Source organism: Xanthomonas protegens (genome assembly GCF_038442435.1).
GTDB classification, from domain to species: domain Bacteria; phylum Pseudomonadota; class Gammaproteobacteria; order Xanthomonadales; family Xanthomonadaceae; genus Xanthomonas_A; species Xanthomonas_A sontii.
In genome coordinates, this window is the sequence record NZ_JAQJCQ010000020.1 from 1 (window position 1) to 24,482 (window position 24,482).

The 24,482-nt window shown below is 69.8% G+C and carries 21 protein-coding genes; 11 read left to right on the forward strand and 10 right to left on the reverse strand.

The features are described from left to right. Positions 1-362: 362 nt before the first annotated feature. A complete protein-coding gene (gene tyrS, locus PIQ37_RS18605; RefSeq protein WP_342074599.1) occupies positions 363-1,574 on the reverse strand; it encodes a tyrosine--tRNA ligase in 1,212 nt (403 codons plus the stop codon). A 168-nt stretch (positions 1,575-1,742) separates the two neighbouring features. Between tyrS and PIQ37_RS18610 the strand changes: the two genes are divergently transcribed. Next, positions 1,743-3,197, forward strand: a complete 1,455-nt coding sequence (locus PIQ37_RS18610; protein WP_342074600.1) for a peptidoglycan DD-metalloendopeptidase family protein — start codon at positions 1,743-1,745, stop codon at positions 3,195-3,197. 89 nt (positions 3,198-3,286) lie between these two features. Next, complete coding sequence (locus tag PIQ37_RS18615) at positions 3,287-4,417, forward strand: anhydro-N-acetylmuramic acid kinase (protein ID WP_342074601.1); 1,131 nt, start codon at positions 3,287-3,289, stop codon at positions 4,415-4,417. A 21-nt stretch (positions 4,418-4,438) separates the two neighbouring features. Here PIQ37_RS18615 and PIQ37_RS18620 read toward each other — a convergent pair whose 3' ends face one another. From PIQ37_RS18620 to PIQ37_RS18630, 3 genes are all read right to left on the reverse strand, one after another. Then, a complete protein-coding gene (locus PIQ37_RS18620; protein ID WP_026143529.1) occupies positions 4,439-4,666 on the reverse strand; it encodes a hypothetical protein in 228 nt (75 codons plus the stop codon). A gap of 65 nt (positions 4,667-4,731) precedes the next feature. Next, on the reverse strand, positions 4,732-6,051 hold the full coding sequence (locus PIQ37_RS18625; RefSeq protein ID WP_342074602.1) for an AmpG family muropeptide MFS transporter: 1,320 nt from the start codon (positions 6,049-6,051) through the stop codon (positions 4,732-4,734). After that, positions 6,048-6,848 (reverse strand): exodeoxyribonuclease III, encoded by an 801-nt coding sequence (locus tag PIQ37_RS18630; RefSeq protein WP_150410967.1) that lies wholly within the window; start codon positions 6,846-6,848, stop codon positions 6,048-6,050. The genes PIQ37_RS18625 and PIQ37_RS18630 overlap by 4 nt, the downstream gene beginning before the upstream one ends. Before the next feature lie 134 nt (positions 6,849-6,982). Between PIQ37_RS18630 and pyrE the strand changes: the two genes are divergently transcribed. Both pyrE and PIQ37_RS18640 read left to right on the forward strand, forming a co-directional pair. Next, the gene (gene pyrE, locus PIQ37_RS18635; RefSeq protein ID WP_160962628.1) at positions 6,983-7,642 is read left to right on the forward strand and encodes an orotate phosphoribosyltransferase; all 660 of its coding nucleotides are present in this window, start codon (positions 6,983-6,985) and stop codon (positions 7,640-7,642) included. Positions 7,643-7,660: 18 nt separating this feature from the next. Next, positions 7,661-8,332 (forward strand): hypothetical protein, encoded by a 672-nt coding sequence (locus PIQ37_RS18640; protein WP_051067856.1) that lies wholly within the window; start codon positions 7,661-7,663, stop codon positions 8,330-8,332. Positions 8,333-8,381: 49 nt separating this feature from the next. Here PIQ37_RS18640 and PIQ37_RS18645 read toward each other — a convergent pair whose 3' ends face one another. Genes PIQ37_RS18645 through coaBC form a run of 3 tightly spaced genes read right to left on the reverse strand, consistent with a single transcriptional unit; the run spans position 8,382 to position 12,475 of the window. Next, a complete protein-coding gene (locus PIQ37_RS18645) occupies positions 8,382-10,715 on the reverse strand; it encodes a phosphomannomutase/phosphoglucomutase (RefSeq protein ID WP_342074603.1) in 2,334 nt (777 codons plus the stop codon). A 15-nt stretch (positions 10,716-10,730) separates the two neighbouring features. Beyond that, positions 10,731-11,201: a dUTP diphosphatase gene (dut, locus tag PIQ37_RS18650; RefSeq protein ID WP_017907877.1), complete on the reverse strand. Its 471-nt coding sequence runs from the start codon at positions 11,199-11,201 to the stop codon at positions 10,731-10,733. After that, positions 11,198-12,475, reverse strand: coding sequence for a bifunctional phosphopantothenoylcysteine decarboxylase/phosphopantothenate--cysteine ligase CoaBC (coaBC, locus tag PIQ37_RS18655; protein ID WP_342074604.1), 1,278 nt, complete (start codon positions 12,473-12,475; stop codon positions 11,198-11,200). The genes dut and coaBC overlap by 4 nt, the downstream gene beginning before the upstream one ends. 96 nt (positions 12,476-12,571) lie before the next feature. Here coaBC and radC point away from each other — a divergent pair, with 96 nt between their 5' ends. The 7 genes from radC to PIQ37_RS18690 all read left to right on the forward strand — a co-directional run bounded on the left by radC (position 12,572) and on the right by PIQ37_RS18690 (position 23,066). Further along, positions 12,572-13,246 carry a RadC family protein gene (gene radC / locus PIQ37_RS18660; RefSeq protein WP_152237292.1) on the forward strand — a complete coding sequence of 225 codons (675 nt, stop codon included), beginning with the start codon at positions 12,572-12,574 and terminating at the stop codon, positions 13,244-13,246. 218 nt (positions 13,247-13,464) lie between these two features. Further along, positions 13,465-15,153, forward strand: coding sequence for an arginine--tRNA ligase (gene argS / locus PIQ37_RS18665; RefSeq protein ID WP_342074605.1), 1,689 nt, complete (start codon positions 13,465-13,467; stop codon positions 15,151-15,153). Positions 15,154-15,168: 15 nt separating this feature from the next. Next, the gene (locus PIQ37_RS18670; RefSeq protein ID WP_342074606.1) at positions 15,169-16,005 is read left to right on the forward strand and encodes an SPOR domain-containing protein; all 837 of its coding nucleotides are present in this window, start codon (positions 15,169-15,171) and stop codon (positions 16,003-16,005) included. Positions 16,006-16,384: 379 nt separating this feature from the next. Beyond that, entirely contained in the window at positions 16,385-17,140 is a 756-nt protein-coding gene (locus tag PIQ37_RS18675) for an SDR family NAD(P)-dependent oxidoreductase (RefSeq protein WP_342074607.1), read from the forward strand. A gap of 252 nt (positions 17,141-17,392) precedes the next feature. Further along, positions 17,393-19,444 (forward strand): TonB-dependent receptor, encoded by a 2,052-nt coding sequence (locus PIQ37_RS18680; RefSeq protein WP_342074608.1) that lies wholly within the window; start codon positions 17,393-17,395, stop codon positions 19,442-19,444. Between the two features lie 237 nt (positions 19,445-19,681). Next, on the forward strand, positions 19,682-21,736 hold the full coding sequence (locus PIQ37_RS18685; RefSeq protein ID WP_342074609.1) for a TonB-dependent receptor: 2,055 nt from the start codon (positions 19,682-19,684) through the stop codon (positions 21,734-21,736). A 322-nt stretch (positions 21,737-22,058) separates the two neighbouring features. Beyond that, on the forward strand, positions 22,059-23,066 hold the full coding sequence (locus PIQ37_RS18690; RefSeq protein WP_342074610.1) for a pyridoxamine 5'-phosphate oxidase family protein: 1,008 nt from the start codon (positions 22,059-22,061) through the stop codon (positions 23,064-23,066). Between the two features lie 17 nt (positions 23,067-23,083). Here PIQ37_RS18690 and PIQ37_RS18695 read toward each other — a convergent pair whose 3' ends face one another. Genes PIQ37_RS18695 through PIQ37_RS18705 form a run of 3 tightly spaced genes read right to left on the reverse strand, consistent with a single transcriptional unit; the run spans position 23,084 to position 24,383 of the window. Then, the gene (locus tag PIQ37_RS18695) at positions 23,084-23,638 is read right to left on the reverse strand and encodes a DUF4865 family protein (RefSeq protein ID WP_342074611.1); all 555 of its coding nucleotides are present in this window, start codon (positions 23,636-23,638) and stop codon (positions 23,084-23,086) included. Then, on the reverse strand, positions 23,635-24,033 hold the full coding sequence (locus PIQ37_RS18700; RefSeq protein WP_342074612.1) for a tautomerase family protein: 399 nt from the start codon (positions 24,031-24,033) through the stop codon (positions 23,635-23,637). The genes PIQ37_RS18695 and PIQ37_RS18700 overlap by 4 nt, the downstream gene beginning before the upstream one ends. Continuing rightward, on the reverse strand, positions 24,033-24,383 hold the full coding sequence (locus tag PIQ37_RS18705; RefSeq protein WP_342074613.1) for a carboxymuconolactone decarboxylase family protein: 351 nt from the start codon (positions 24,381-24,383) through the stop codon (positions 24,033-24,035). The genes PIQ37_RS18700 and PIQ37_RS18705 overlap by 1 nt, the downstream gene beginning before the upstream one ends. Positions 24,384-24,482 lie beyond the last annotated feature (99 nt).

Here is a 24,482-nt window from a genome sequence, read left to right on the forward strand (position 1 = left end):
TGGTTGACGCCGCTTCTTCGTCCAAATCCGAAGGCTTTTCCTCGAAGCGAGCCGGCCATATTAACCGACTTTTTCACTTCGTCAACACCTTTTTGAAGAGGTTTTTGACGCCCTTGCCGCGTTGCCGTGAAGGCGTTGCGTCAGGGGAGGGAAAGTATGGCCCCAAAACGGGCGCTTGGGAAGAGGGTGTGAAAACTTTTTTCACTCTCCCGTCGCGGAGTCCCTGTCAGCCCCACCTGCCTTACCGCGCACGCTATTTGATGGGCGCTGCTTCGCGGGCGCGGCCACTCCCTATATATAGAGCGTGGGCAGCGGCGCGCCACCGTCGCCCGATTGCCTGAGCGGCAATCGGGCGGGCGATCTCATGCTGCGATGAGCTGGACCCGGGCGAATGTCCGCTTGCCGACCTGCAGGACGCCCTCGAAGCCGGGCGCGAAGCTCTGCTGCGGATCCTCCACCACCTCGCCGGCCACGCGCACTGCCCGCTCCTTCAGCTTGCGGGTGGCCTCGGAATTGCTGGCGGTCAGGCCCGCGGCGGTCAGCAATGCGGCGATCCGCAGCCCTTCCGCCGGCACCGCGACCTGCTGCAGCGGCAAGGCGCTGGTGTCGCCCTGCCCTGTCACCACGGCATGCCAGCCGACGATGGCCTGTTCGGCAGCAGCGGCATCGTGGAACCGGGTGGTGAGTTCGCGCGCCAGGCGCAGCTTCACCTCGCGCGGATGCAGGCTGCCGGCCTGCACCTGCTGCTGCAGCGCCTGCGCCTCGTTCATGCCGATCTCGAAGGACAGCAGCTCGATCCACCGCCACATCAGCTCGTCGCCGATCTTCATGGTCTTGGTGACGATGTCGATGGCCGGCTCGCTGATGCCGATGTAGTTGCCCAGCGACTTGGACATCTTGTTGACCCCGTCCAGGCCCTCCAGCAGCGGCATGGTCAGCACGATCTGCGCCGGCTGCCCGTAGTGCTCCTGCAGGCCGCGACCCATCAGCAGATTGAACTTCTGGTCGGTGCCGCCCAGCTCGACGTCGGCCTTCAGCGCCACCGAGTCGTAGCCCTGCACCAGCGGGTAAAGGAACTCGTGGATGGCGATGGACTGCTGCGCGGCGTAGCGCTTGGCGAAGTCGTCGCGCTCGAGCATGCGCGCCACGGTGTGCTGGCCGGCCAGGCGGATCATGTCGGCCGCACTCATCTGCCCGAACCATTCCGAATTGAAGCGCACCTCGGTGCGCGTGCGATCCAGCACCTTGAACACCTGCTCCTCGTAGGTGCGCGCATTGGCCAGCACGTCCTCGCGGGTCAGCGGCTTGCGGGTGACGTTCTTGCCGGTGGGGTCGCCGATCATCCCGGTGAAGTCGCCGATCAGGAAGATCACCTGGTGCCCCAGGTCCTGGAACTGGCGCATCTTGTTCAACAGCACGGTGTGGCCGATGTGCAGATCCGGCGCGGTGGGATCGAAGCCGGCCTTGATCCGCAGCGGACGGCCGCTGCGCAGGCGGGCCTCCAGTTCTTCACGCTTGAGGATTTCATCGGCACCGCGGCCGATCAGGGCAAGGGACTCTTCGATCGTGGACAAAACAGGAACTCCGGCGAATGGCGTCAACAAACGTGAATGGCGTTAAGAGCGAGTTAACCGTGCAGCCAGGTGAAAATCCGAGCCGGCTCAATGGTTTGACGCGCTGTGGAACGATGTTTATGGTAGCCGAGTTTTGAGCTCGCGCTTCGGGCTCGTGAGGAAGCCTTGATGCCCAACAGTGATCAGGAACGCGCGCGCCGGCAGCGGTTCCAGCAACGCCTTCACGTTCTCCACGACACTGCGCTGCATCGCAAGTTGAAGGAACATCTTCCTGCCGGCCGCTGGACGCGCCGCCACTGGATCCACGCCAGCCTGTTCGCCACCATCGGCGCGATGGTCGCCACCATCGTCCCGGGCTTCTCCAACGCCATCGACGTGCCGCTGCAGACCACGCAGGCGACGCTGGCGCTGCCGTTGCCGCCGATCTCGCTTGCCCAGCAACAGCAGGCTGCGATCACCGACAACTGGCAGGTGGTGCGGATCGAATCCGGGCAGACCCTGGGCTCGGTGTTCGAGAAGCTCGGCCTCCCCGCCACGGTGATGCAGCGGGTGCTCGACCATCCCGGCACCCACGACGCGCTGACCAAGCTGCGCCCGGGCGCGGAAATCGGCTTCGACCTGGCGACGACCGGCGACCTGCGCGCCCTGCGCTTCGATCGCGACGCCACCCATCGGGTGGAACTGTCGCTGCTGGGCGAGGACATCAAGGAAAAGGTGATCGAGCGCGAGACCAGCACGCGCACCGTGGTCACCAGCGGTGAGATCACCAGCTCGCTGTACGTGGCCGCGCGCAAGGCCGGGCTGTCGCCGTCGGCGATCGCGACGATGACCGACGAGATCTTCAAGTACGACATCGACTTCGACAAGGACCTGCAGCCGGGCGACCGCTTCAGCGTGGTCATGGACGAGACCTGGCGCGAAGGCGAGCGCATCGACACCAGCAAGATCCTGGCGGCGACCTTCACCACCCGCGGCAAGACCTACAGCGGCTTCCGCTTCGAGCGCGGCGGCAAGCCGGCCGAGTACTTCGACGTGACCGGGCGGCCGCTGAAGAAGAGCTTCATCCGCATGCCGGTGTCCTACAGCCGCATCAGCTCCACCTTCGGCGCGCGCAAGCACCCGGTGCTGGGCACCATGCGCATGCACAAGGGCATCGACTACGCGGCGCCGACCGGCACGCCGATCATGGCCGCCGGCGATGCGCGGGTGCAGTTCGTGGGCACCCAGCGCGGCTACGGCAACGTGGTGATCCTGGATCACGGCAAGGGCTACAGCACGCTGTACGGGCACATGTCGCGCTTCGGCGGCATCAAGGCCGGCCAGCGCATCAACCAGGGCACGGTGATCGGCTACGTCGGCATGACCGGCATGGCCACCGGGCCGCACCTGCACTACGAATTCCGCGTGGACGGGGTGCAGCGCAACCCGGCCTCGGTGACGATGCCGCCGCCGACCCCGCTGGCCGGCTCCGAACTGGCCGCGTTCCGCGCGCAGACCTCGCCGGCGCTGGCGCGCATCCAGCGTGTGGAGAAGCTGATCTACGCCGATGCCGGCGAGCCGGACGCGAAGAAGAAGAAGGTCGTCGCCTCGTCCAAGGCCGCCAGCTCGCACGACGCCGGCTGAGTACTGGCGTCCGCTTGCGCCGCGCCGCGCATTGACGGGCGGCGGCGCCTGGCCCACGCTGCGGCGCCGACCGCCGCCTGGTGTCTTGCATGCCCTCGCCTTCCGCCGTTCCCGACGACGCCCTGTTCCTGGGCCTGATGTCCGGCACCAGCGCCGACGGCATCGATGCCGCGCTGGTGCGCTTCGACCACGCTGGACGTCCGCAGCTGCAGCTGGGACGCACCTATGCCTGGGCGCCGCAGCAGCGCTCGGCGCTGATCGCGCTGGGCGAAGGCGGCGACATCGCCTCGCTGGACGCATTGGGAAAGCTCGATGCCGAGGTCGCGATCGCCTTCGCCGAGGCGGCGTTGCGCCTGCTCGAGGACGCCGGGGTGGCGCCGGCCGCGGTCCGCGCGATCGGGTCGCACGGGCAGACCGTGCGCCATCGCCCGCTGGCCGACCCCGCTTTCACCTGGCAGCTTGGCGACGGCAACCGCATCGCCGAACTGACCGGCATCGCCACGGTCTGCGACTTCCGCCGCCGCGACGTCGCCGCTGGTGGCCATGGCGCGCCGCTGATGCCGGCCTTCCATGCGGCGATGCTGGGGGCGGCGCACGAAGACCGGGCCGTGCTCAACCTCGGCGGCATCGGCAACCTGACCCTGCTGCCGGCGCACGGCGCGGTGCGCGGGTTCGACACCGGCCCGGCCAACGCACTGCTCGATGCCTGGTGCCAGCGCCATCGCGGCCAGCCCTACGATGCCGGCGGCGCGTTCGCCGCCAGCGGCGCGGTCGACGCCGACCTGCTGCAACGCCTGCTGGCCGATCCCTGGTTCGCGCTGCCGCCGCCCAAGAGCACCGGGCGCGAGCAGTTCCATCTGCGCTGGCTGGAGGCCTGCCTGGACACGCCGGCGCCCGCGCCGGCCGCGGTGCAGGCGACGCTGCTGGAACTGACCGCGGCCACCGTCGCCGACGCGCTGCAGGCGCAGCAACCGGCGACCCGGCAGCTGCTGGTGTGCGGCGGCGGCGTGCACAACCCGCTGTTGCTGGCGCGGCTGCAGGCGCGGCTGCCGGGCGTGCAGGTGCAATCGACCCAGGCGCAGGGCCTGGACCCGGACTACATCGAAGCGATGGGCTTCGCCTGGCTGGCGCGGCAGACCCTGGCCGGGCTGCCGGGCAACCTGCCGTCGGTCAGCGGCGCGCGCGGGCCGCGCATCCTCGGCGCGATCCACCCCGCCTGAACGACGACGCTAGCTAGAAGGTCAGAAGCCGCTGCCGGCCGGCAGCGCGCGCAAGGCCGCGATCGCCTCCGAGAGCGCATCCACCTCGCGGTGCTCGAACCCGCTGCGCACGTCGTGCTCGCTGGAGAACAGGCCCTGCTCGATCAGCGCCAGCACCGCCTGGCGCTGGGTCCAGCCGCGCGCAACGGCGATGCGGCGGATGCGTTCGAGCAGGAACGGGTCGATATCGCGCAACACAAGGTCGCTCATGCGGACTCCCGGGCGGCGGCGCATGCATGCACCGCTGCCCATCATCCGCGCCCGGGGGCGCCCTTTCAATCGCCCGGCGGCAGCGCTGGGGGCGTCTGTTCCCGGATCCGCGGCCACAGCCAGGCCAGCAGCAGCAGGGTCGGGATCACGGTGAAGGCGCTGAGCACGAAGAAGGTGCTGTAGGAGGTGGCTTCGACGATATAGCCCGAGACGCCGCCGACGAACTTGCCCGGCAGGTTGGCCAGCGACACCAGCAGCGCGTACTGGGTGGCGGTGAAGTTGCGGTCGGTCAGCGAGGACATGAAGGCCACCAGCACGGTGCCGGCGAAGCCCTGGAACAGGTTGTCGGCGCTGAGCGCGGCGTAGAACGACCAGAGCTGGCCGGGGTTGTGCGCCATCAGCAGGAACGCCAGGTTGGACAGCGCCACGCCCAGCGCGGCGACCAGCAACATGCGCCGGAAGCCGAAGGCGGCCACCGCCAGGCCGCCGGCGAAGGCCCCGGCGATCCCCATCCAGACCCCGAACAGCTTGGAGACGGTGGCGATGTCGGCCTTGTCGAAGCCCGAATCCAGATAGAACGGGCCGGACATCACCCCGATCACCTGGTCGGGGAACTTGAACAGGCCCACGAACAGCAGCAGCGCCAGCCCCAGCGCCAGGCCGTTGCTGGAAAAGAAGCTGGAGATCGGCTGCCAGAACGCGCCGACCACGTCGATCTTGCGCACCACCGTCGAGGCCGGCACCTCCGGCTCGCGACACACCAGGGTGGTGACGATCGGCAGCAGCATCAGCCCGGCCATGACCAGATAGGCCAACCTCCAGTTGCCGAACTGCGCCAGGTACAGCGCGCCGGCGCCGGACAGGATCAGGCCGATGCGGTAGCCGAAGGTATAGGTCGCGGCGAGCGCGGCCTGCGCCGACGGCGGCGCGATCTCGATGCGGTAGGCGTCCACCACCGAGTCCTGGGTGGCACCGGCAAAGGAGGCGATCAACACCCACAGCACCAGCGCGGCCACGCTCAGCTCCGGACGGGTGAACGCCAGCGCCACCAGGCCGACCGCCACGCCCAGCTGCGCGACCAGCAGCCACGAGCGGCGCCGGCCGAGGAAGCCGAACAGCGGGAAGCGGTAGCGATCCAGCAGCGGCGCCCACAGGAACTTGAGCAGGTAGAAGAAGCTGGCCAGGCTGATCAGGCCGATGCTGCCCAGGTCCAGGCCGACGTCGCGCAGGCGCGTGGACAGGGTCTGCGAGGCGATCAGCAGGAACGGCAGGCCGCTGCCGAAGCCCAGCAGCGCCATCGTCGCCGCCGACGGCGTAGCGAAGGCGCGCTTGATCCCGGCCCAGCCCTTGTAGGACACCGGCGCCGCGGCAGCACCGCCGCTCATTCGCGGTAGTCCACCGTGAACGGCGCGTGGTCGGAGAAGCGCTGCGCGGTATAGATCGAACAGCCCTGCAGGCGCTCGCGCAGGGTCGGGGTGACGAACTGGTAGTCGATGCGCCAACCGACGTCGTTGGCGCGCGCCGCGCCGCGGTTGCTCCACCAGGTGTAGTCCTGGCCGTCGGGATGCAGCGCGCGGTAGGCGTCGACCCAGCCGCGGCCGCTGGCCGCATCGGCCTCTTCGGCGCGGTCGGCGCACAGGCCGTTGAGCCAGTCGCGCTCGGCCGGCAGGCAGCCGGAGTTCTTCTGGTTCGACTTCCAGTTCTTGATGTCCAGCGCCGAGCGCACGATGTTCCAGTCGCCGCACAGCACGTAGTCGCGGCCGCTGTGCAGCCACTCCACCAGGATCGGCCGCAGCCAGTCCATGACCTGGAACTTGTAGCCCTGACGCAGCTCGCCGGATGACCCGGAGGGAATGTAGAAGGACACCACGCTCAGGTTGCCGAAGCGCGCCTCGATGTAGCGGCCCTCCTCGTCGAACTCGGGCCAGCCCAGCGCGGTCCGCACCTCGTCCGGCTCGCGCTTGCTGTAGATGGCCACGCCGCTGTAGCCCTTCTTGGTGCTGGCGTCGCGGAACCAGACCCGGTAGCCGTCCGGCAGGAACGCCGGCCCGGCCAGCTGATGCTCCTGCGCCTTGGTCTCCTGCACGCACAGCACATCCGCCTGTTGGGTGGCGAACCACTCGAAAAAACCCTTGGTGGCGGCCGACCGCAGGCCGTTGGCGTTGAAGCTGATGATGCGCATGGGTGGGGAGCCGGGATTCGGGATTGGGGATGACGGGATTTGTGAAAGCATAGCCGGTCACGCCCATGCAGCGTCCGCGCATGGGGTACGCTTTTACGAATCCCTAATCCCCAATCCCGAATCCCGGCCTCCCAATGACCGACTACCGGCAACGTTTCCTGCAACTGGCCCTGGACGTGGAGGCGCTGCGTTTCGGCGAGTTCACGCTGAAGTCCGGGCGCCTCAGTCCGTATTTCTTCAATGCCGGACGCTTCGACTCCGGCGCCAGCATGGCGCGGCTGGCGGCGTGCTACGCCGATGCGGCCGATGCCGCCGGGCTCGATTTCGATCTGCTGTTCGGCCCGGCCTACAAGGGCATCCCGCTGGCGACGGCGGTGGCCTGCGAGTACGCGCGGCGCGGGCGCGATTTGCCGCTGGCGTTCAACCGCAAGGAAGCCAAGGCACACGGCGAAGGTGGCAGCCTGATCGGCGCGCCGCTGGCCGGCCGCCGGGTGCTGATCGTGGACGACGTGATCACCGCCGGCACCGCGATCCGCGAGGCGCTGGGCATCATCCGCGCCGCCGGCGGCGAGCCGGCCGCGATCCTGGTCGCGCTGGACCGCCAGGAGATCGCCGCCGAGGACGACCGCCGCTCGGCGGCGCAGGCGGTGGCCGCCGAGGCCGGCGTTCCTGTGGTCTCGGTCGCGCATCTGGGCGACCTGCTTGCATTCATCGACGGAAACGCAGACCTTGTCGGCTTCCGCGAACCGCTGCTGGCCTACCGGGCCCGCTACGGCTGCGCTTCGTCTGGCTGACAGCAGGGGGCTGCCACGATGCCGATCCGACCACGCACTCGCGTCCTGCCGGCGCTGCTGGCGCTGCTGGCCTTGCCGGCCGCCGCGCAACAGGCGTCGGCGCCGTCCAAGAAGCTGTACTGCTGGAACCAGGGCGGCCAACGTACCTGCAGCGATGCGTTGCCGCCGGAAGCGGTGAACCAGGCGCGCGACGAGTTCAACGCCACCAGCGGCATGCGCAGCGCCGAGGTCGGGCGTGCGCTGAACGCCGAGGAACGCGCCGCGGCCGCCGCCGACGCCGCGCAGCAGCGCGCCGACCAGGCCGCGCTGGAAACGCGCAAGCGCACCGACCAGGCGATGCTGCTGTCGTACCAGACCGAGGACGAACTGCGCCGGGTGTTCGCCGAGCGCATCGGCATCGTCGACAACAACATCCAGACCGCGCGCTACAACGTGGAGAGCCTGCGCCAGGGCCTGATCGGCCTGCTGTCCGGCGCCGGCGCGCGCGAGCTGGCCGGGCAGAGCGTGCCGGCCAAGACCGCCGACGACGTGCAGCAGCGGCACCGCGCCTTGCTATGGCAGCTGCGCATGCAGAAGAACTTCGAACAGCAGCGGCTCGGCCTGGATCAGGAAATCGAGGACGTGCTGCAGCGCTATCGCGCGGCCAGAGGCAACGGCCCGGCACAGTCCGCCACCACCGCCGGCGGCTGAGCCGTCGCACACCCCGGCGCCCGGACCAGGCCGGGCGCGCGACGCCGCCTCAGAAGGTCGGCGCCAGGCCCGGCAGCACGGCCTGCAGCTGGGCGCGGAACAGCGCCTTGATCCGCTCCAGCGCCGCCGCGTTGTCGGCTTCGAAGCGCAGCACCAGCACCGGCGTGGTGTTGGAGGCGCGCACCAGGCCCCAGCCATCCGGGAAGTCGGCGCGCAGCCCGTCGATGGTCAGCAGCCGCGCGCCGGCGAACGGCGAGCCCTCCTGCTGCGCCTGGGCGACCAGGTCGGCGACCAGCGCATGCGCGTCCTGCCCGTCCACCGGCAGCTTGATCTCCGGCGTGGCCACGCTGTCGGGCAACTCCGCCAGCACCTCCGACGGCGATTCCTCGCGCTGGGCCAGGATCTCCAGCAACCGCGCCGCCGCGTACAGGCCGTCGTCGAAGCCGTACCAGCGCTCCTTGAAGAAGAAGTGGCCGCTCATCTCGCCGGCCAGTTCGGCATCGGTCTCGCGCATCTTCGCCTTGATCAGCGAATGCCCGGTCTTCCAGACCAGCGGGCTGCCGCCGTTGCGCAGCACGTAGTCGGACAGCTTGCCGGTGCACTTGACGTCGTAGATCACCAGCGCGCCGGGATTGCGTTGCAGCACGTCGGCGGCGAACAGCATCAGCAGGCGGTCCGGGTAGATCACCGTGCCTTCTTTGGTGACCACGCCGAGGCGGTCGGCGTCGCCGTCGAAGGCCACGCCGAGGTCGGCATCGAAGCGCCGCACCGTCTGCACCAGATCCTCGAGGTTGTGCGGCTCGCTGGGGTCGGGATGGTGGTTGGGGAAGGTGCCGTCGACGTCGCAGTACAGCGGCACGACCTCGGCACCGATCGCTTCCAGCAGGCGCGGCGCCAGTTCGCCACCGACGCCGTTGCCGGCATCGGCCACCACCTTGAGCGGGCGGTCCAGCTGCACGTCGTCGGCGATGCGCTGGATGTAGTCGTCGCCGACGTCACGCTGCTGCAGCCGGCCCGGTTCCTCGGCAGTGGGCAGGCGGCCGGCGCTGATCCGTGCGTGCAGGTCGGCGATGGCGGCGCCGGACAGGGTCTCGCCGCCGACCACGATCTTGAAGCCGTTGTAGTCGGCGGGATTGTGGCTGCCGGTCACCGCCACGCAGCTGCCGGCGCGCAGGTGGTAGGCGGCGAAGTAGACCACCGGGGTCGGCGCCAGGCCGATGTCGGTGACGTGGCAGCCGGCGCGGCGCAGGCCTTCGATCAGTGCGGCCGACAGCTCCGGCCCGGACAGGCGGCCATCGCGGCCGACCACCACCTCGTTGAGCCCCTGCTCCTGCATCACCGCGCCGATCGCCTGGCCGATCAGCGCCGCCACCTGCGGGCTGAGGTCGCGGCCGACTACGCCGCGGATGTCGTAGGCGCGGAAGATCTCCGGCGCCACCGTGAACGCCGGCACCGGCTTGGCCGGCGCGGCCTCCTCGGTGACGGGTGGCGGCGGCGGCGGTTCCTGGCGTTGCAGGCTCTGCTGCAGGGTGTGTTCTTCGGCCACCGCCGCGCCGGCGCGGCGCACCCGCGGCTGCGGCAGGCGCCCACGCGCGGCCAGCAACACCAGCGCGCCCAGCACCAGGCACAGGCCGGCGACCAGCAGGCAGGGCAGCGCGCCCAGCCCCAGCGGGCCGGCTTCGGTATCCGGCAGCGAGGCGACCATGCGCAGACCGCTGTCGCCGACCGGGCGCGACATCGCGTCGGCGCGATCATGCAGCGCATTGTCACCGGCGGCGATCACGTCGTAGCTGCCCTGGCGCAGGGCCAGATAGCCGGTGCCCGGCACCGATGCCTGCGCGACCGGGTCGGTCAGCAGCGCCAGTGGCAGGCGCAGGTACACCACCCCGGCGTTGCCGCCCAGCGAGACCGGCGCGGCCAGGCCCAGCCGCGGGCCGCCGCCGTCGCGGATCACCGCGCTGGCGAGCTTGCCGGTCATCAGGGCCTTCTCCAGCAGCGCCAGGCGGCCGTAGCCGAAGTGCGCCGCATCGGTGTAGCCCGGTTCCAGATCGGCCGGCAGCACCTGCGCGGCCTCGGCCTGCGCCCAGTCCGCACGCAGCGCCTGGGCGGCGGCCGCGGCATCGCCGCGGCTCAAGGCCGCCTGCACGGCCGGCTGCTGCAGGCGTTCGGACAGACGTCTGCCCACGCCCGCCAGCGCCTGCTGGGTCTGCGTCACCGCGGCATCGCGCGCCTGCTCCAGCGTGGCGGCGGCCTGCTCGGCGCGCCATTGCTCGACCCCGCTCCAGCCGAACCAGACCACCAACAGCACCAGCAGCACCGTCAGCAGAGGCGCCACCTTGCGCAAACCCTGCGGCACCGGCCGCGCTTGTGTTGCCTCGCTCATGCAGACGATCCCCTGTCAGCGCACTCCGGTATGGCCGAATCCACCCGTTCCCCTGGCGCTGTCGGCGAAAGTATCCACCACCTGCAGGGCGACACGCACGACCGGCATCACCACCAGCTGCGCGATGCGGTCGCCGGGGGCGATGGTGAAGTCCTCGCGGCCGCGGTTCCAGACGCTGATCAGCAGCGGCCCCTGGTAGTCGGCGTCGATCAGGCCGGTGCCGTTGCCGAGCACGATGCCGTGGCGGTGGCCCAGGCCCGAGCGCGGCAGCACCACCGCGCACAGCTGCGGATCGGCGATGTAGATGGACAGGCCGCTGGGGATCAGCGCGGTGTCGCCCGGCGCCAGGGTCAACGGCGCCTCGGTGGCCGCGCGCAGGTCGAGCCCGGCGCTGGCTTCGGTGGCGTAGTCGGGCAGCGGCCAGCTGTCGCCGAAGCGCGGATCCAGCAACTTCACCTGCAGCGGATAGGGCGTGGGAGTGCTCATGCGTGCAGCCTCTGCGCGATCAGGTCCAGCAGTTGTTCGGCCAGCTGCGTCTTGGAGACCGCCGGGAAGTCGCGTTCGCCATCCTGCCAGTAGGCCGTGGCCGCGTTCTGGTCGCTCTCGAAGCCGTTGCCGGCCACCCCCACCCGGTTGGCCACGATCAGGTCCAGGTGCTTGTCGGCGAGTTTGCCACGGGCGTAGCGCTCGATGTCGTGGGTCTCGGCGGCGAAGCCGACCACCAGCTTCAGCGCCTGGGTCTGCGCGGCGACCTCGGCCAGGATGTCCGGAGTGCGGGTCAGTTCGAGGGTGAGCGTCTCGCCGCTCTTCTTGATCTTCTGCGCCGCCACCTGTTTTGGCGTGTAATCGGCGACCGCGGCGGTGCCGATGTAGATGTCCGCCGGCAGCGCGCCGAGCACCGCCTCGCGCATCTGCGCGGCCGAGCGCACGTCGATGCGCTGCACGCCGTCGGGCGTAGACAAATGCACCGGACCGCTGACCAGCACCACCTCGGCGCCTTGCCGGACCGCGGCCGCGGCCAGCGCATAGCCCATCTTGCCGCTGCTGCGGTTGCCCAGGTAACGCACCGGATCCAGGTCTTCGTAGGTGGGGCCGGCACTGATCACCACGCGCAGGCCGCGCAGGGCGGCAGTGCCGGTGCCCGCGCCGGAACGCGCCGGGACGGCGGCCACGGCCGGCTTGGCTGATGCGGCGCTCTGGTCGGTGCGCCCAACGAGCGCGGCGACGATCTGCTCCGGTTCGGCCAGGCGTCCGGGGCCGGACTCGCCTTCGGCCAGGGGGCCGTCGTTCGGGCCGACCACCTGAGCGCCGCGCGCGCGCAGGGTGGCGATGTTGGCCTGGGTGGCCGGGTGCAGCCACATGCGGTGGTTCATCGCCGGGCACACGGTCAACGGTGCGGTGCTGGCCAGGCACAGCGTGCCCACCAGGTCGTCGGCCAGCCCGTGCGCCAGGCGCGCCAGCAGGTCGGCAGTGGCCGGGGCCACCACCACCTGCTCGGCCCAGCGGGCCAGTTCCAGGTGACCCATCGCCTGCTCGGCGCCACTGTCCCACAGCGTGGTGCGGGTGAGATGGCCGGACAGCGCCTGGAAGCTCAGCGGGGTGACGAACTGCTGCGCGCCGGCAGTCATCGCCACCTGCACCTCGGCGCCGGCGTCGCGCAGGCGCCGCACCAGTTCCAGCGCCTTGTAGGCGGCGATTCCCCCGCCGACGCACAACAGCACACGTCGCCCCGGCAGGGGCCTCTCGAAAATCGCGGTCACGTCGGGAATGTCCTACCCATACAAGGACGATTAGCTTACCCGATGGGTTTTGGCGGCCTGATACCGTTGCGCCATGTCGGCCGGCACCCTGGCGATATGCACATCTCCGACTGGCCCTGCGAAGAACGTCCCCGGGAAAAGCTGCTGGCACGCGGTCCCCGGGCCCTTTCCGACGCCGAACTGCTGGCGATCTTTCTCGGCTCCGGCCTGCCCGGCAGCGACGCGGTGCGCACCTCGCGCGACCTGCTGCAGCGGCACGGGCCGTTGCGCACGCTGCTGGACCGATCGCCAGGCGACCTGGTGCGCCTGCCCGGGCTGGGCCCGGCGCGGGCCTGCCAGCTGTCGGCGGCGCTGGAACTGGGCCAGCGCCACCTGGCCGCGGAACTGCAGCGCGGCGACACCCTCAGCAACCCGATCACCGCCGGCCGCTACTTCGCGCAACGCCTGCGGGCGCGGCCGTACGAGGTGTTCGCCGCGCTGTTCCTGGACACCCGGCACCGCTGGCTGGCGTTCGAGGAACTGTTCCAGGGCACGCTGGACGGCGCCGAGGTGCATCCGCGCGAGGTGGTGCGGCGTGCGCTCACGCTCAACGCCGCCGCGGTGATCATCGGCCACAACCACCCGTCCGGGAACCCGGAACCCTCGCCCGCCGACCGCGCCGTCACCGACCGGCTGAAACAGGCGCTGGACCTGATCGACGTGCGCCTGCTCGACCACTTCATCGTCGGCGACGGCGTGCCTGTCTCGATGGCATCGCGCGGCTGGGCCTGAACCGAGGCGGCGGCTGGGCGTGCCATGCCGCAGGGCGCCGATCCCGGCGAGGCCGGCTCCAGGCCACGCCGGCGGTCAGCCGGCCCAGGCCCAGGGGCGCAGGCGCGTGCTGGTCGCGGCATCGTGGCGTCGCGGCTGAGGTCGGGCTGAACCCGGGACGGGCCGGGAGGCGGCGGGTCGGGTAAAATCGCCGGTTCCGCGCTTCAAGCAGAGATCTCGTGAAATCCCAACTCCGCGCCCTGATCGGTCAAGGCATCGAAGCCTTGCGCGCCAATGGCACCCTGCCGGCCGACACCCTGCCGCCGGACTTCGTGGTCGAGCGGCCCAAGACCCGCGAGCACGGCGACTTCGCCACCAACGCGGCGATGCTGCTGGCCAAGGCCGCGCGCACCAATCCGCGCGCCCTCGCCCAGCAGCTGGTGGACGCGCTGCCGGCCAACGACGACGTCAGCAAGGTCGAGATCGCCGGCCCCGGCTTCATCAATTTCCATCTCGGTCCCGGCGCCTACCAGCGCGAGGTGCTGGCGGTGCTCAAGCAGGGCGAGGACTACGGCCGCAGCCTGGTCGGCAACGGCCGCACCGTGGGCGTGGAGTACGTCTCGGCCAACCCGACCGGGCCGCTGCACGTCGGCCATGGCCGCGCCGCGGCCATCGGCGACTGCCTGGCGCGCCTGCTCGAGGCCAACGGCTGGAACGCCAAGCGCGAGTTCTACTACAACGACGGCGGCAACCAGATCGAGAACCTGGCGCGCTCGGTGCAGGCGCGCGCTTTGGGCAAGACCCCCGACAGCCCCGACTGGCCGGAAGAAGGCTACCGCGGCGATTACATCCAGGACGTGGCCGACGCCTACATGGTCGGCGCCGCGGTCGACCTGGAGGGCCACGTGGTCACCGGCGCCAAGGATCCGCAGGACCTCGATGCGATCCGCCGCTTCGCCGTGGCATATCTGCGCAACGAGCAGAACCACGACCTGGCCGCGTTCGGCGTGGATTTCGACATCTACTTCCTGGAAAGCTCGCTGTACCGCGACGGCAAGGTCGAGGAGGCGGTGCAGAAGCTGATCACCTCCGGCCATACCTACGAAGAGGGCGGCGCGCTGTGGCTGAAATCCACCGATTTCGGCGACGACAAGGACCGCGTGATGCGCAAGTCCGACGGCACCTACACCTACTTCGTGCCGGACGTGGCCTACCACCTGAGCAAGTGGCAGCGCGGCTACGTGCGCGCCATCACCGAACTGGGCGCCGACCACCACGGCTCGCTGGCGCGCGTGCGTGCCGGCCTGCAGGCGATGGACCTGGGCATCCCCAAGGGTTGGCCGGAGTACGTGCTGCACCAGATGGTCACGGTGATGCGCGGCGGCGAGGAAGTGAAGCTGTCCAAGCGCGCCGGCAGCTACCTGACCCTGCGCGACCTGATCGAGGAAGCCGGCCGCGACGCCACGCGCTGGTTCCTGATCGCGCGCAAGCCCGATTCCCAGCTCACCTTCGACATCGACCTGGCGCGCCAGCAGAGCAACGACAACCCGGTGTTCTACGTGCAGTACGCGCATGCCCGCGTGTGCAGCCTGCTGCGCCAGGCGCAGGAGAAGAAGCTGGACTACGACCAGGCGGACGGCCAGGCGCAACTGAACCGGCTCAGCGACGCGACCTCGCTGGAACTGATGCAGGAACTCTCGCGCTACCCGGAAGTGGTGGAGAATGCGGGGCATGCGCTGGAGCCGCACCTGATCGCGCAATACCTGCGCGAACTGGCGACGGCCTTCCACACCTGGTACCACGGCACCCCGGTGCTGGTGGACGACGCCGGCGAACGCAACGCCAAGCTGACCCTGGCGGTGGCGGCGCAGCAGGTCCTGGCGAACGGTCTGAATCTCCTGGGCGTCTCGGCCCCGGAAAAAATGTGAGTGGAGAAGCGGTAAATGGCAGCACGACGCGGTAAGACCCAGGCCCGGCGCAACAGCGGCAACGGCACGCCCGGGTGGGTGTGGCTGATCGCCGGCGCGGCGATCGCCGCGGTGGTGTTCCTCGGCGCGCCGGGGCTGTTCAAGAAGGACGGCGACTTCCTGCGCGTGGGCGGCCCGCGCGCCAATCCGGATGCGCAACCGGCGCCGGTGGCCGATGCCGACGTCGATGCGGCCCCGGACCTGCCCAAGCCCGCCGCCAACGCGGCCGGCAGCACCAAGCCGGAAGCGAAGAAGGACGCGCAGACCCAGTACGACTTCTACACCCTGCTGCCCGGCAAGGAAGTGCAGATGTCCGACGCCGAACTGGCCGCCAGCGCGCGCGCCGAGGCCATTCGCCAGGCCAAGGCGCAGGCCGCCGCAGGCACGGCCGCCACCGGCACCACTCCGGCCGCGGCCGCCACCGCGCCGACCGCGACGGCGGCCAACCCGACCCCGCTGCCGGAAACGCCGAGCGCGGCCGCCAGCACCGCCCCCGCCGCCGCCAAGCCGGCAACCGCCACGGCAACGCCTGCCGCGACCACCGCACCGGCGACTGCCGCGGCAACGGCCGCGCCCGACAACGCCCGCTACATCCTGCAGGCCGGCTCATTCGGCGCCTCCGGCGACGCCGAGTCGACCAAAGCCAAGCTGGCGATGCTCGGCCTGTCCGCACGCGTGGAATCGGCGCAGATCAGCGGCAAGACCGTCTATCGCGTGCGCATGGGGCCGTACGGCACCGCCAGCGAACTGGCCGAGGCCAAGCAGAAGTTGAACGGCAGTGGGCTGTCGGCGATCGCGATCAAGGCGCAGTAGAGCCGGGATTCGGGAATCGGGATTGGGGAATGGGTGAAGCGGCCTTCTTGTCGTTTTCACCTTTACGTGCGTGCATGAGTTGTCTCTGCTGACGTTGGGCCGCGCTGGCCCCGATATGACGCTGCAGTTCCACGACGACGATCTGCCGGCGGCTACGCAAAAGACCTAGTCGCCAGGAATCTGGAATGGGGACACGAGCACGTCCCGTTCCGCGCGACGAGGCTTGAAGACGCTTCGGATCCGCGCGCTGTCGCGCCGCGCGGGCCCGCCATCGATCATCGAAGCCGACTTCCCCTGCGGGCACACGCGCCGTCGACGCGCGCGACCGGGTTTTGCTTTTACCATTCCCGATTCCCCACTCCCTATTCCCGGCCCCCCAATGACTCAGACTGCCCTGATCACCGGCGCCACCTCCGGTTTCGGCGCTGCCGCCGTGCGCCGCTTCGTCGATGCCGGCTGGCGCGTGATCGCCACCGGCCGCCGCGCCGAGCGCCTGCAACCGCTGTTGGACGCCTTCGGCGCCGAGCGCGTGCACATCGCCGCCTTCGACATCCGCGACACCGACGCGCTGGACGCGATGCTGGCGGCATTGCCCGAGGCGTTCCGCGGCATCGACCTGCTGGTCAACAACGCCGGCCTGGCCCAGGGCACCGCGCCGGCGCAGGCCGCGCAACTGGACGACTGGCGCACGATGATCGACACCAACATCACCGCGCTGGTGACGCTGACCCATCGCCTGCTGCCGACGCTGATCCAGCGTCGCGGCGCGATCATCAACATCAGTTCGGTCGCCGCGCTGTATCCCTACCCCGGCGGCAACACCTACGGCGGCACCAAGGCCTTCGTCAGCCAGTTCTCGCTGGGCCTGCGCTCGGATCTGCATGGCACCGGCGTGCGCGTCACCGCGATCGAACCGGGCATGGCCGAGACCGAGTTCACCCTGGTCCGCACCCATGGCGACCAGCAGGCCTCGGACACGCTCTACCAGGGTGCGCAGCCGATGACCGCCGAGGACATCGCCGAACAGATCTTCTGGGTGGCGACGCTGCCGCCGCATCTGAACATCAATCGATTGGAAATCATGCCGGTGACGCAGTCCTTCGCCGGCTTCCAGGTCGCGCGGCAACCGGCCTGAACGGCCGCGGGGCCGCTCCGCGCGGCCCCGCCACGTCCCGTCTCTCTCGCGTCCATGCGGCGAAGTCCCTCTGCCGCACGGCCGAGACGGGCACCTGTCGCGTCGACCGGCAGGCGGATTCCGACAACTCCTTAACGAAATGATATAACATCACCTAATCGGGGCCGCGCTCGTACCTCGGACCGCGTACCACCCGCTCGCCCGCAGCCAGCCGCTGCCGCCAGTCTCCACTCCCCCTTGTCCGCAGCCACCATGAAGACCTACACCCATGCCCTCGCCGTGCTGGCCGGGCTCGCGGCCGGCGACGGCGCCGCGCAGACGACCACCGACACCACCACCACCCTCGGCACCGTGGAAGCGCGGCGCCACAGCGCCGCCTCGCTGTCCACCCGCAACATCCTCAGCTCGGTCGACGTGCTCGGCAGCGAACAGATCGCCGACAAGCAGGTCATGAACAGCTGGGAGTTGCTGGGGCAGATGCCCGGCATGCAGCTCACCGAAACCCGGCAGGGTGCCGAGTCGGGCAAGGTCACCTTCCGCGCTTTCAACGGCGAGGGCTACATCAACGGCATCAAGGTGCTGATCGACGGCGTGCCGAGCAACGTCAACAGCGGCAACCAACGCTTCATCGACATGATCTTCCCGCTGGAGATCGCCTACATCGAGGTGGTGCGCGGCACCAACGATCCGCGTTACGGCCTGCACAACATCGGCGGCAACTTCAACATCGCCACCCGCCAGGGCGGCGACTACCAGGACCTGCGGCTGAGTTACGGCAGTTTCGCCACCCGCGAACTGCAGTACGCCGTCGGCCATGAGGCCGATGGCCTGGCGCAGAACTATTTCGTCGGCGCGCAGGCCGCGCACGGCTATCGCCAGCACGACCGCTCGCGCAAGTACACCCTCGGCGGCAAATGGTTCTACGGCGAAGACGACGATGCCGCACGCATCGGCCTGATCGCACGCGCCTACCACCACGAGGCCGACGAATCGGGCTTCCTCACCGCCACCGAGTTGGCCGAGGACCGCGACCAGTCGCCGCCGAAGAACGCCAACGACGGCGACGACCGCGACATACGCCAGGCCAGCGTGCACGCCGACTTCAAGCTCGGCGGCGGCTTGCAATTGCGCAACACGCTGTACCTCAACCGTTACCAGGACGATCGCCGGATCACCTTCACCCGCTACCCGCTGGGCAACGCGCCACGGCAGCGTCGGCAATGGGACGAAACCCAGACCGGGTTGCTCAGCACCGTCACCTGGCAGGCCAGCGATCTGCTGAGCGTGGAAGGCGGCTTCAATGCCGAGCACCAGGACAACCGTTACCGGCGCTCGCGCTACGCCTACAGCGTGCCGACCGATTTCGACCGCGCGCCGGCACGCGTGCAGAACGACGACCGCTACAGCCTCGACAATCTCGGCCTGTACCTGCAGGCGGTGATCCAACCGAGCGATGCGCTGAAGATCGTCCCCGCATTCCGCGTGGACCGCTTCTCCGGCGAGACCGCGCTGCCCGGCGGCGTGCATGCGCCGCTGCAGCGCTACGGCTGGATCGAACAGCCCAAGCTCAGCCTGATCTACGCGCTGACCCCGCAGCTGAGCGTTTACGCCAACTGGGGCCGCACCTTCCAGATCCTCACCGGCTCGACCGCCCCGGCCTACCTGACGCCCGGGCAGAGCACGTTCCGGCCCTCGATCAATACCGGCAAGGAGCTGGGCCTGAAACTGCAGCCCATCGCCGGCACCGAGGCGCGCGTGGCGGTCTGGCGCCAGGATGCCACCGACGAAGTGGCCAACATGCCCAGTACCGGTACCACGGTCGGGCTCGGCCAGACCCGCCGGCAGGGCGTGGACCTGCAACTGAGCACGCAACTGGGCGAGCGCTGGACGCTGTGGCTGTCGCACGCGATCCAGGAAGCCAAAGTGGTCAGCGCCTTTACCGCGAGCGGCGAGTCGCTGCGCGGGCGCGAGGTGTTCTCCACCCCACGCTACATCAGCAACGCCGGTGTCGACTACCGGCCCGACGCACGCTGGAAGCTGGGACTGCAGGCGCGCGCGCAGGGCGACTACTACATCGACGAACGCAATGCGCAGGGCAAGTACGGCGGCTTCCGCGTGGTCGATGCCAGCGTGCGCTACCAACTCAGCCCGCGTGCGAGCCTCGACCTGCAGGTCAAGAACCTCACCGACGCCCGCTACGCCTACGTCTGGTACGACAACTTCTTCTGGGGCGGCAACGACCAGCCGATGTTCTCGCCGGCGCCCGGACGCGCGGCCTATCTCGGCTTCGAACTGCGCCTGTAGCCATTGCCGACGTCAGCGCGGTCCGCTGCGGCCGCGCCTCGGTCTTCCCGGCGCCATCCGCACGCCGGTGCCACGGCGCGGTTGCCTGCGTGGCGCAGACAACCGCGCGATTTTCCCGGCGAAATCGCATAACATCGCCTTCACGGAGCGAGGTACGCCCAGCGTACCGAACAAGCAAGCCCCGCAACCTCGCCGTTGCCGCCAGCCCTCCGCTGTCCCCACTTGCTTGCAGACCCCATGAAGATCGAATCCCTTGCGCTGGCCGTGCTGGCCGGGCTTGCCGCCGGCCATGCCGCCGCGCAGACCCTCACCTCCGAGACCACCACCACCCTTGGCACCGTGGAGGCGCGGCGCGCGACCGCCGCCTCGCTGTCCACCCGCAACATCCTCAGTTCGGTCGACGTGCTCGGCAGCGAGCAGATCGGCGACAAGCAGGTCATGAACGGCTGGGAGTTGCTGGGCATGATGCCCGGCGTGCAGCTCACCGAGATCCGCCAGGGCGCCGAATCCGGCAAGGCGACCTTCCGCGCCTTCAACGGCGAGGGCTACCTCAACGGCATCAAGATCCTGATCGATGGCGTGCCCAGCGATGCCAACAGCGGCAACCAGCGCTTCACCGACATGATCTTCCCGCTGGAGATCGCCTACATCGAAGTCGTGCGCGGCACCAACGACCCGCGCTACGGCCTGCACAACATCGGCGGCAACCTCAACATCGCCACCCGCCAGGGCGGCGACTACCAGGATCTGCGACTGAGCTACGGCAGCTTCGCCACGCGCGCACTGCAGTACGCCGTCGGCCATGAGGCAGGCGGCCTGGCGCAGAACTATTTCGTCGGCGCCCAGGCCACACAAGGCGAGCGCGCGCACGACAGCGCGCGCAAGTACACGCTCGGCGGCAAGTGGTTCTACGGCGAAGACGACGACACCGCGCGCATCGGCCTGATCGCCCGCGCCTACCATCTGAAGGCCGATGCGCCAGGCTTCCTCACCGCCGCGCAATGGAACGACGACCGCGACCAGTCGCCGCCACAGAATGCCAACGACGGCGGCGAGCGCACCCTGCGCCAGGCCAGCGTGCATGCCGACTTCAAGCTCGGCGACGGTGTGCAGCTGCGCAACACGCTGTACGTCAACCGCTACGACGAAGAGCGCCGCGTCACCTTCACCCCCTACCCGATCGGCAACGCACCGCGGCAGCGCCGGCAATGGGACGAAACCCAGACCGGCCTGCTCAGCACCGTCACCTGGCAGGCCAGCGACCTGCTGAGCCTGGAAGGCGGCCTCAACGCCGAGCACCAGGACAACCGCTATCGCCGCTACCGCTATGCCTACGCGGTGCCGACCGATTTCTGGAGCGCGCCGGCGCGCGTGCAGAACGACGACCGCTACACGCTCGACAACCTCGGCCTGTACCTGCAGGCGGTATTGCAGCCGACCGCCGCGCTGAAGATCGTGCCGGCGTTCCGCGTCGACCGCTTTTCCGGCGACACCACGCTGCCCGGCGGCGTGCACGCGCCGCTGCAGCGCTACGGCTGGATCGACCAGCCCAAGCTCAGCGTGATCTACGCGCTGACGCCGCAGCTGAGCGTGTACGCCAACTGGGGCCGCACCTTCCAGATCCTCACCGGTTCCACCGCCCCGGCCTACCTGACGCCGGGCCAGCCCGGCGTGCGGCCGTCGATCAACACCGGCAAGGAACTGGGCCTGAAACTGCAGCCGGCCGCCGGCACCGAGGCGCGCGTGGCGGTCTGGCGCCAGGACGCCACCGACGAGGTGGCCAACAATGTCAGCTCCGGCACCACCGTGGGCCTGGGCCAGACCCGGCGCCAGGGCGTGGACCTGCAACTGAGCACGCAACTGGGCGAGCACTGGACGCTGTGGCTGTCGCAGGCGCTGCAGGAGGCCAAGGTGGTCAGCGCCTACAACGCCTCGGGCGAATCGCTGCGCGGCCGCGAGGTGTTCTCGGTGCCGCGCTACATCAGCAACGCCGGCGTCGACTACCGGCCCGACGCGCGCTGGACGTTCGGCGTGCAGGCGCGCGCGCAAGGCGACTACTACATCGACGAGCGCAATGCGCAGGGCAAGTACGGCGGCTTCCGCGTGGTCGATGCCAGCGTGCGCTACCAGCTCAGTCCGCGCACCAGCCTCGACCTGCAGGTCAAGAACCTCACCGACACCCGCTACGCCTACGTCTGGTACGACAGCTTCTTCTGGGGCGGCAACAATCAGGCGATGTTCTCGCCAGCGCCCGGGCGTTCGGCCTACCTCGGGTTGGAACTGCGGCTGTAGGGCACCTCGCATCACCTGCATCCGCCACGGCTTGCTGCGTAGGAGCGGCTTCAGCCGCGACGGGCTTCACCGGGAACGCCCCTGTCGCGGCGGAAGCCGCTCCTGCGGGACACGTCCCCGGAGAGATGAGAGGTTCCCTGTCACGGTGTTGCCTGGCCAGGGACGACCGTAAGCCGCCGGACGCGGCGTCCGCCGCGCTGTGGTACGGTTCCAGGCGTCGCCAGCCTTCGCGCAAGCCTCCCGCTCGTTCACAGGAGTGCTTTGCGATGACCTCTCCCGCTTCGCTCGACCACGGCGTCTTCCGCTTCCGGGAGACAGCGCGATGACCGACTTCGTCACCGACGCAGCGCAGCTGCAGGACTGCGTGGGCCGCCTGCCCGGCCCGCGCGACCTGAAGGTGATCGACCACCTGGACGCGCATGCGCTGCGCTGGCTGGCCGCCAGCCCCTTGCTGTTCGCCGGCGTCGCCGGCCAGCGCCTGGCATTGAGTGCGGGCAGCGGTGCACCCGGCTTCGCGCGCGGCGATACGCCGCATCTGCTGTCGATCCCGCTGCAGGCACTGGACACCGCCCACGCGCACGTCGGCGCCGGCTTCGGTTCGCTGTTCCTGGTACCCGGATTGGGCGAAACCCTGCGGATCAATGGCCGCATCGCCGGCGACGACGGCACGCGCGTGTTCGTCGCCGTCGAGGAGTGCTATCTGCACTGCGCCAAGGCCCTGCTGCGCGCCGACTGGTGGCACGCGGAGGTGCAGACCGGCGCCACGCCACCGGAGACGCCGGAAGGTTTGCTCGCCAGTTGCCGGCTGCTGATCCTGGCCACCGCCGATGCCGAGGGCCGCGTCGATGTCAGTCCGCGCGGCGATCGCGCCGGGGCCTTGCTGCAAGCCCACCGCGATGCCTGGTGGTTCGCCGACCGGCCGGGCAATCGCCGCGTCGACAGCCTGGGCAACCTGCTGGCGCGGCCGCAGCTCGCGCTGCTGGCACTGCGCCCCGGCAGCGCGCGCTGTGTGTGCATCGAGGGGCTCGCCCGCCCCAGCACCGACGAGGCGATCCGCAACGCGCTCGCCGTCGATGGACGCGTTCCGCATCTGGCGGTGCGGGTGCTGCCGGCGCTCCTCGAAGAGACGCACAGCCGCGCGCTCGGTCGTTTCGACCGTTGGCCGCCCGCCGCCATCGCACACGACCTGGACCCGCCGGCGATCTTCCGCGACCACGTCCGGCTCAGCGGCGCGCGCGGCGCCCAGGCCACGCTGATGCGCGCGGCGGTCTCGGTGCCCGGCGTGGTGCGCAAAGGGCTGCAGGCCGACTACAAGAAGAACATGTACTGAGCAGCCAACCCGCCGGCTCACCCGGCGGCGTCGGTCACGCCGGGCACGCTGAGGTGATGCACGGCATAGCGGTGTGCGGCAGCGTGTTCCGGCGGCAGATCGCGCCACAGGTGAAAACGCAGCCGCGTCCATCCCTGCGGTTCGTAGCCGCACACCGTGGCCAGCGCGCGTTCGTCAGGCACCGCCATGTCGTCGGTCTCGCTTCCGCAGGCAGGCGATGGCGCCGGAAGCGCGCGGGTGGCGTAGCGCGCCGAGTGCAGCGCCGCGGATGTCCACGCCTTGGCGACCATCCACGCCTGCACGGTCGGGCGTCCGAAGGCCTCGCACAGCGCGGCGAACGCGGGGCCAGCGAGGAACGCGTGCATCGCCGCCGCATCACGCCACAGATAGAACGGCGCATACAGGTTCTGCCGGCCGGGCAGCAGCGGATCGCTGCGATCGGCGACCAGGTAGGCCTTGAACTGCAACCCCGGCAGCGTGTCGAGCAACGGGCCTTTGTCGGCGATGCGGCGGCGGATGAGGGCCATGTCGTAGTCCGCCGGCAACGCGATGCTGTACTGCATGGCGATCATGCCGGCACTCCGCGGGCCACGATGCCGGCGCGGCCGCCGCCGAAGGACCAGTCCTGCGCCGCGGTGGTGACGATGGTGACCATCACATCCTCCGGTGGAATTCCCGGCGCGATCGCCAGCAGTTCGACCAGGCGCCGATAGAACGCCTGCTTGCAGGCGGCGCTGCGTTCGCGGCCGGCGGTGATCGCGATCAGCACGAAACGATCCGAGCGCGGCCCGCCCAGGTAATCGCGATCGAACACCAGTTCGTCCGGGTCGTGCTGATGGATGACCTGGAAGCAATCGCCGGCGGGCACTTCGAAGGCGTCGTGCATGGCCCGGTAGAGGCTGGCCGACAGCGCGCGCAGGTAGGCGAGCGGGTGGCCGCGCAGCAGCGAGACGCGGGCGTACGGCATCAGCGCGTCTCCGTCATGGCCGGCCGCGCCGCGGCGGCGGTGCGCAGCAACGGCAACGCGGACGCCGCGCACGGCCAGCCGGCGTAGAACGCCAGGTGGGTGATGGCCTCGGCCAGGGTGTCGCGGTCCAGGCCGTTGTCCAGCGCGCGGGCCAGGTGCAGCGGTAACTGCTCCAGACGGGACAGCGCCACCAGCGCCGCCACCGTGACCAGGCTGCGCTCGCGTGGCGACAGCCCGGGGCGCTGCCACACCTCGGCGAACAGCACCTCGTCGGTGAGGCGGGCGAAGGCCGGCGCGATGTCGCCAAACGCGGCCTGCTGGGAAGGAAACGGCGTGCCAGGGTCGAACATCGGAACTCTCGCATGGAGGAACGGGCACAGCCTAATCGCGCACAACCTTCCGAAAAATCGGAAAATATCGAAACGACCGTCCGGAAAATCAGGATCGAC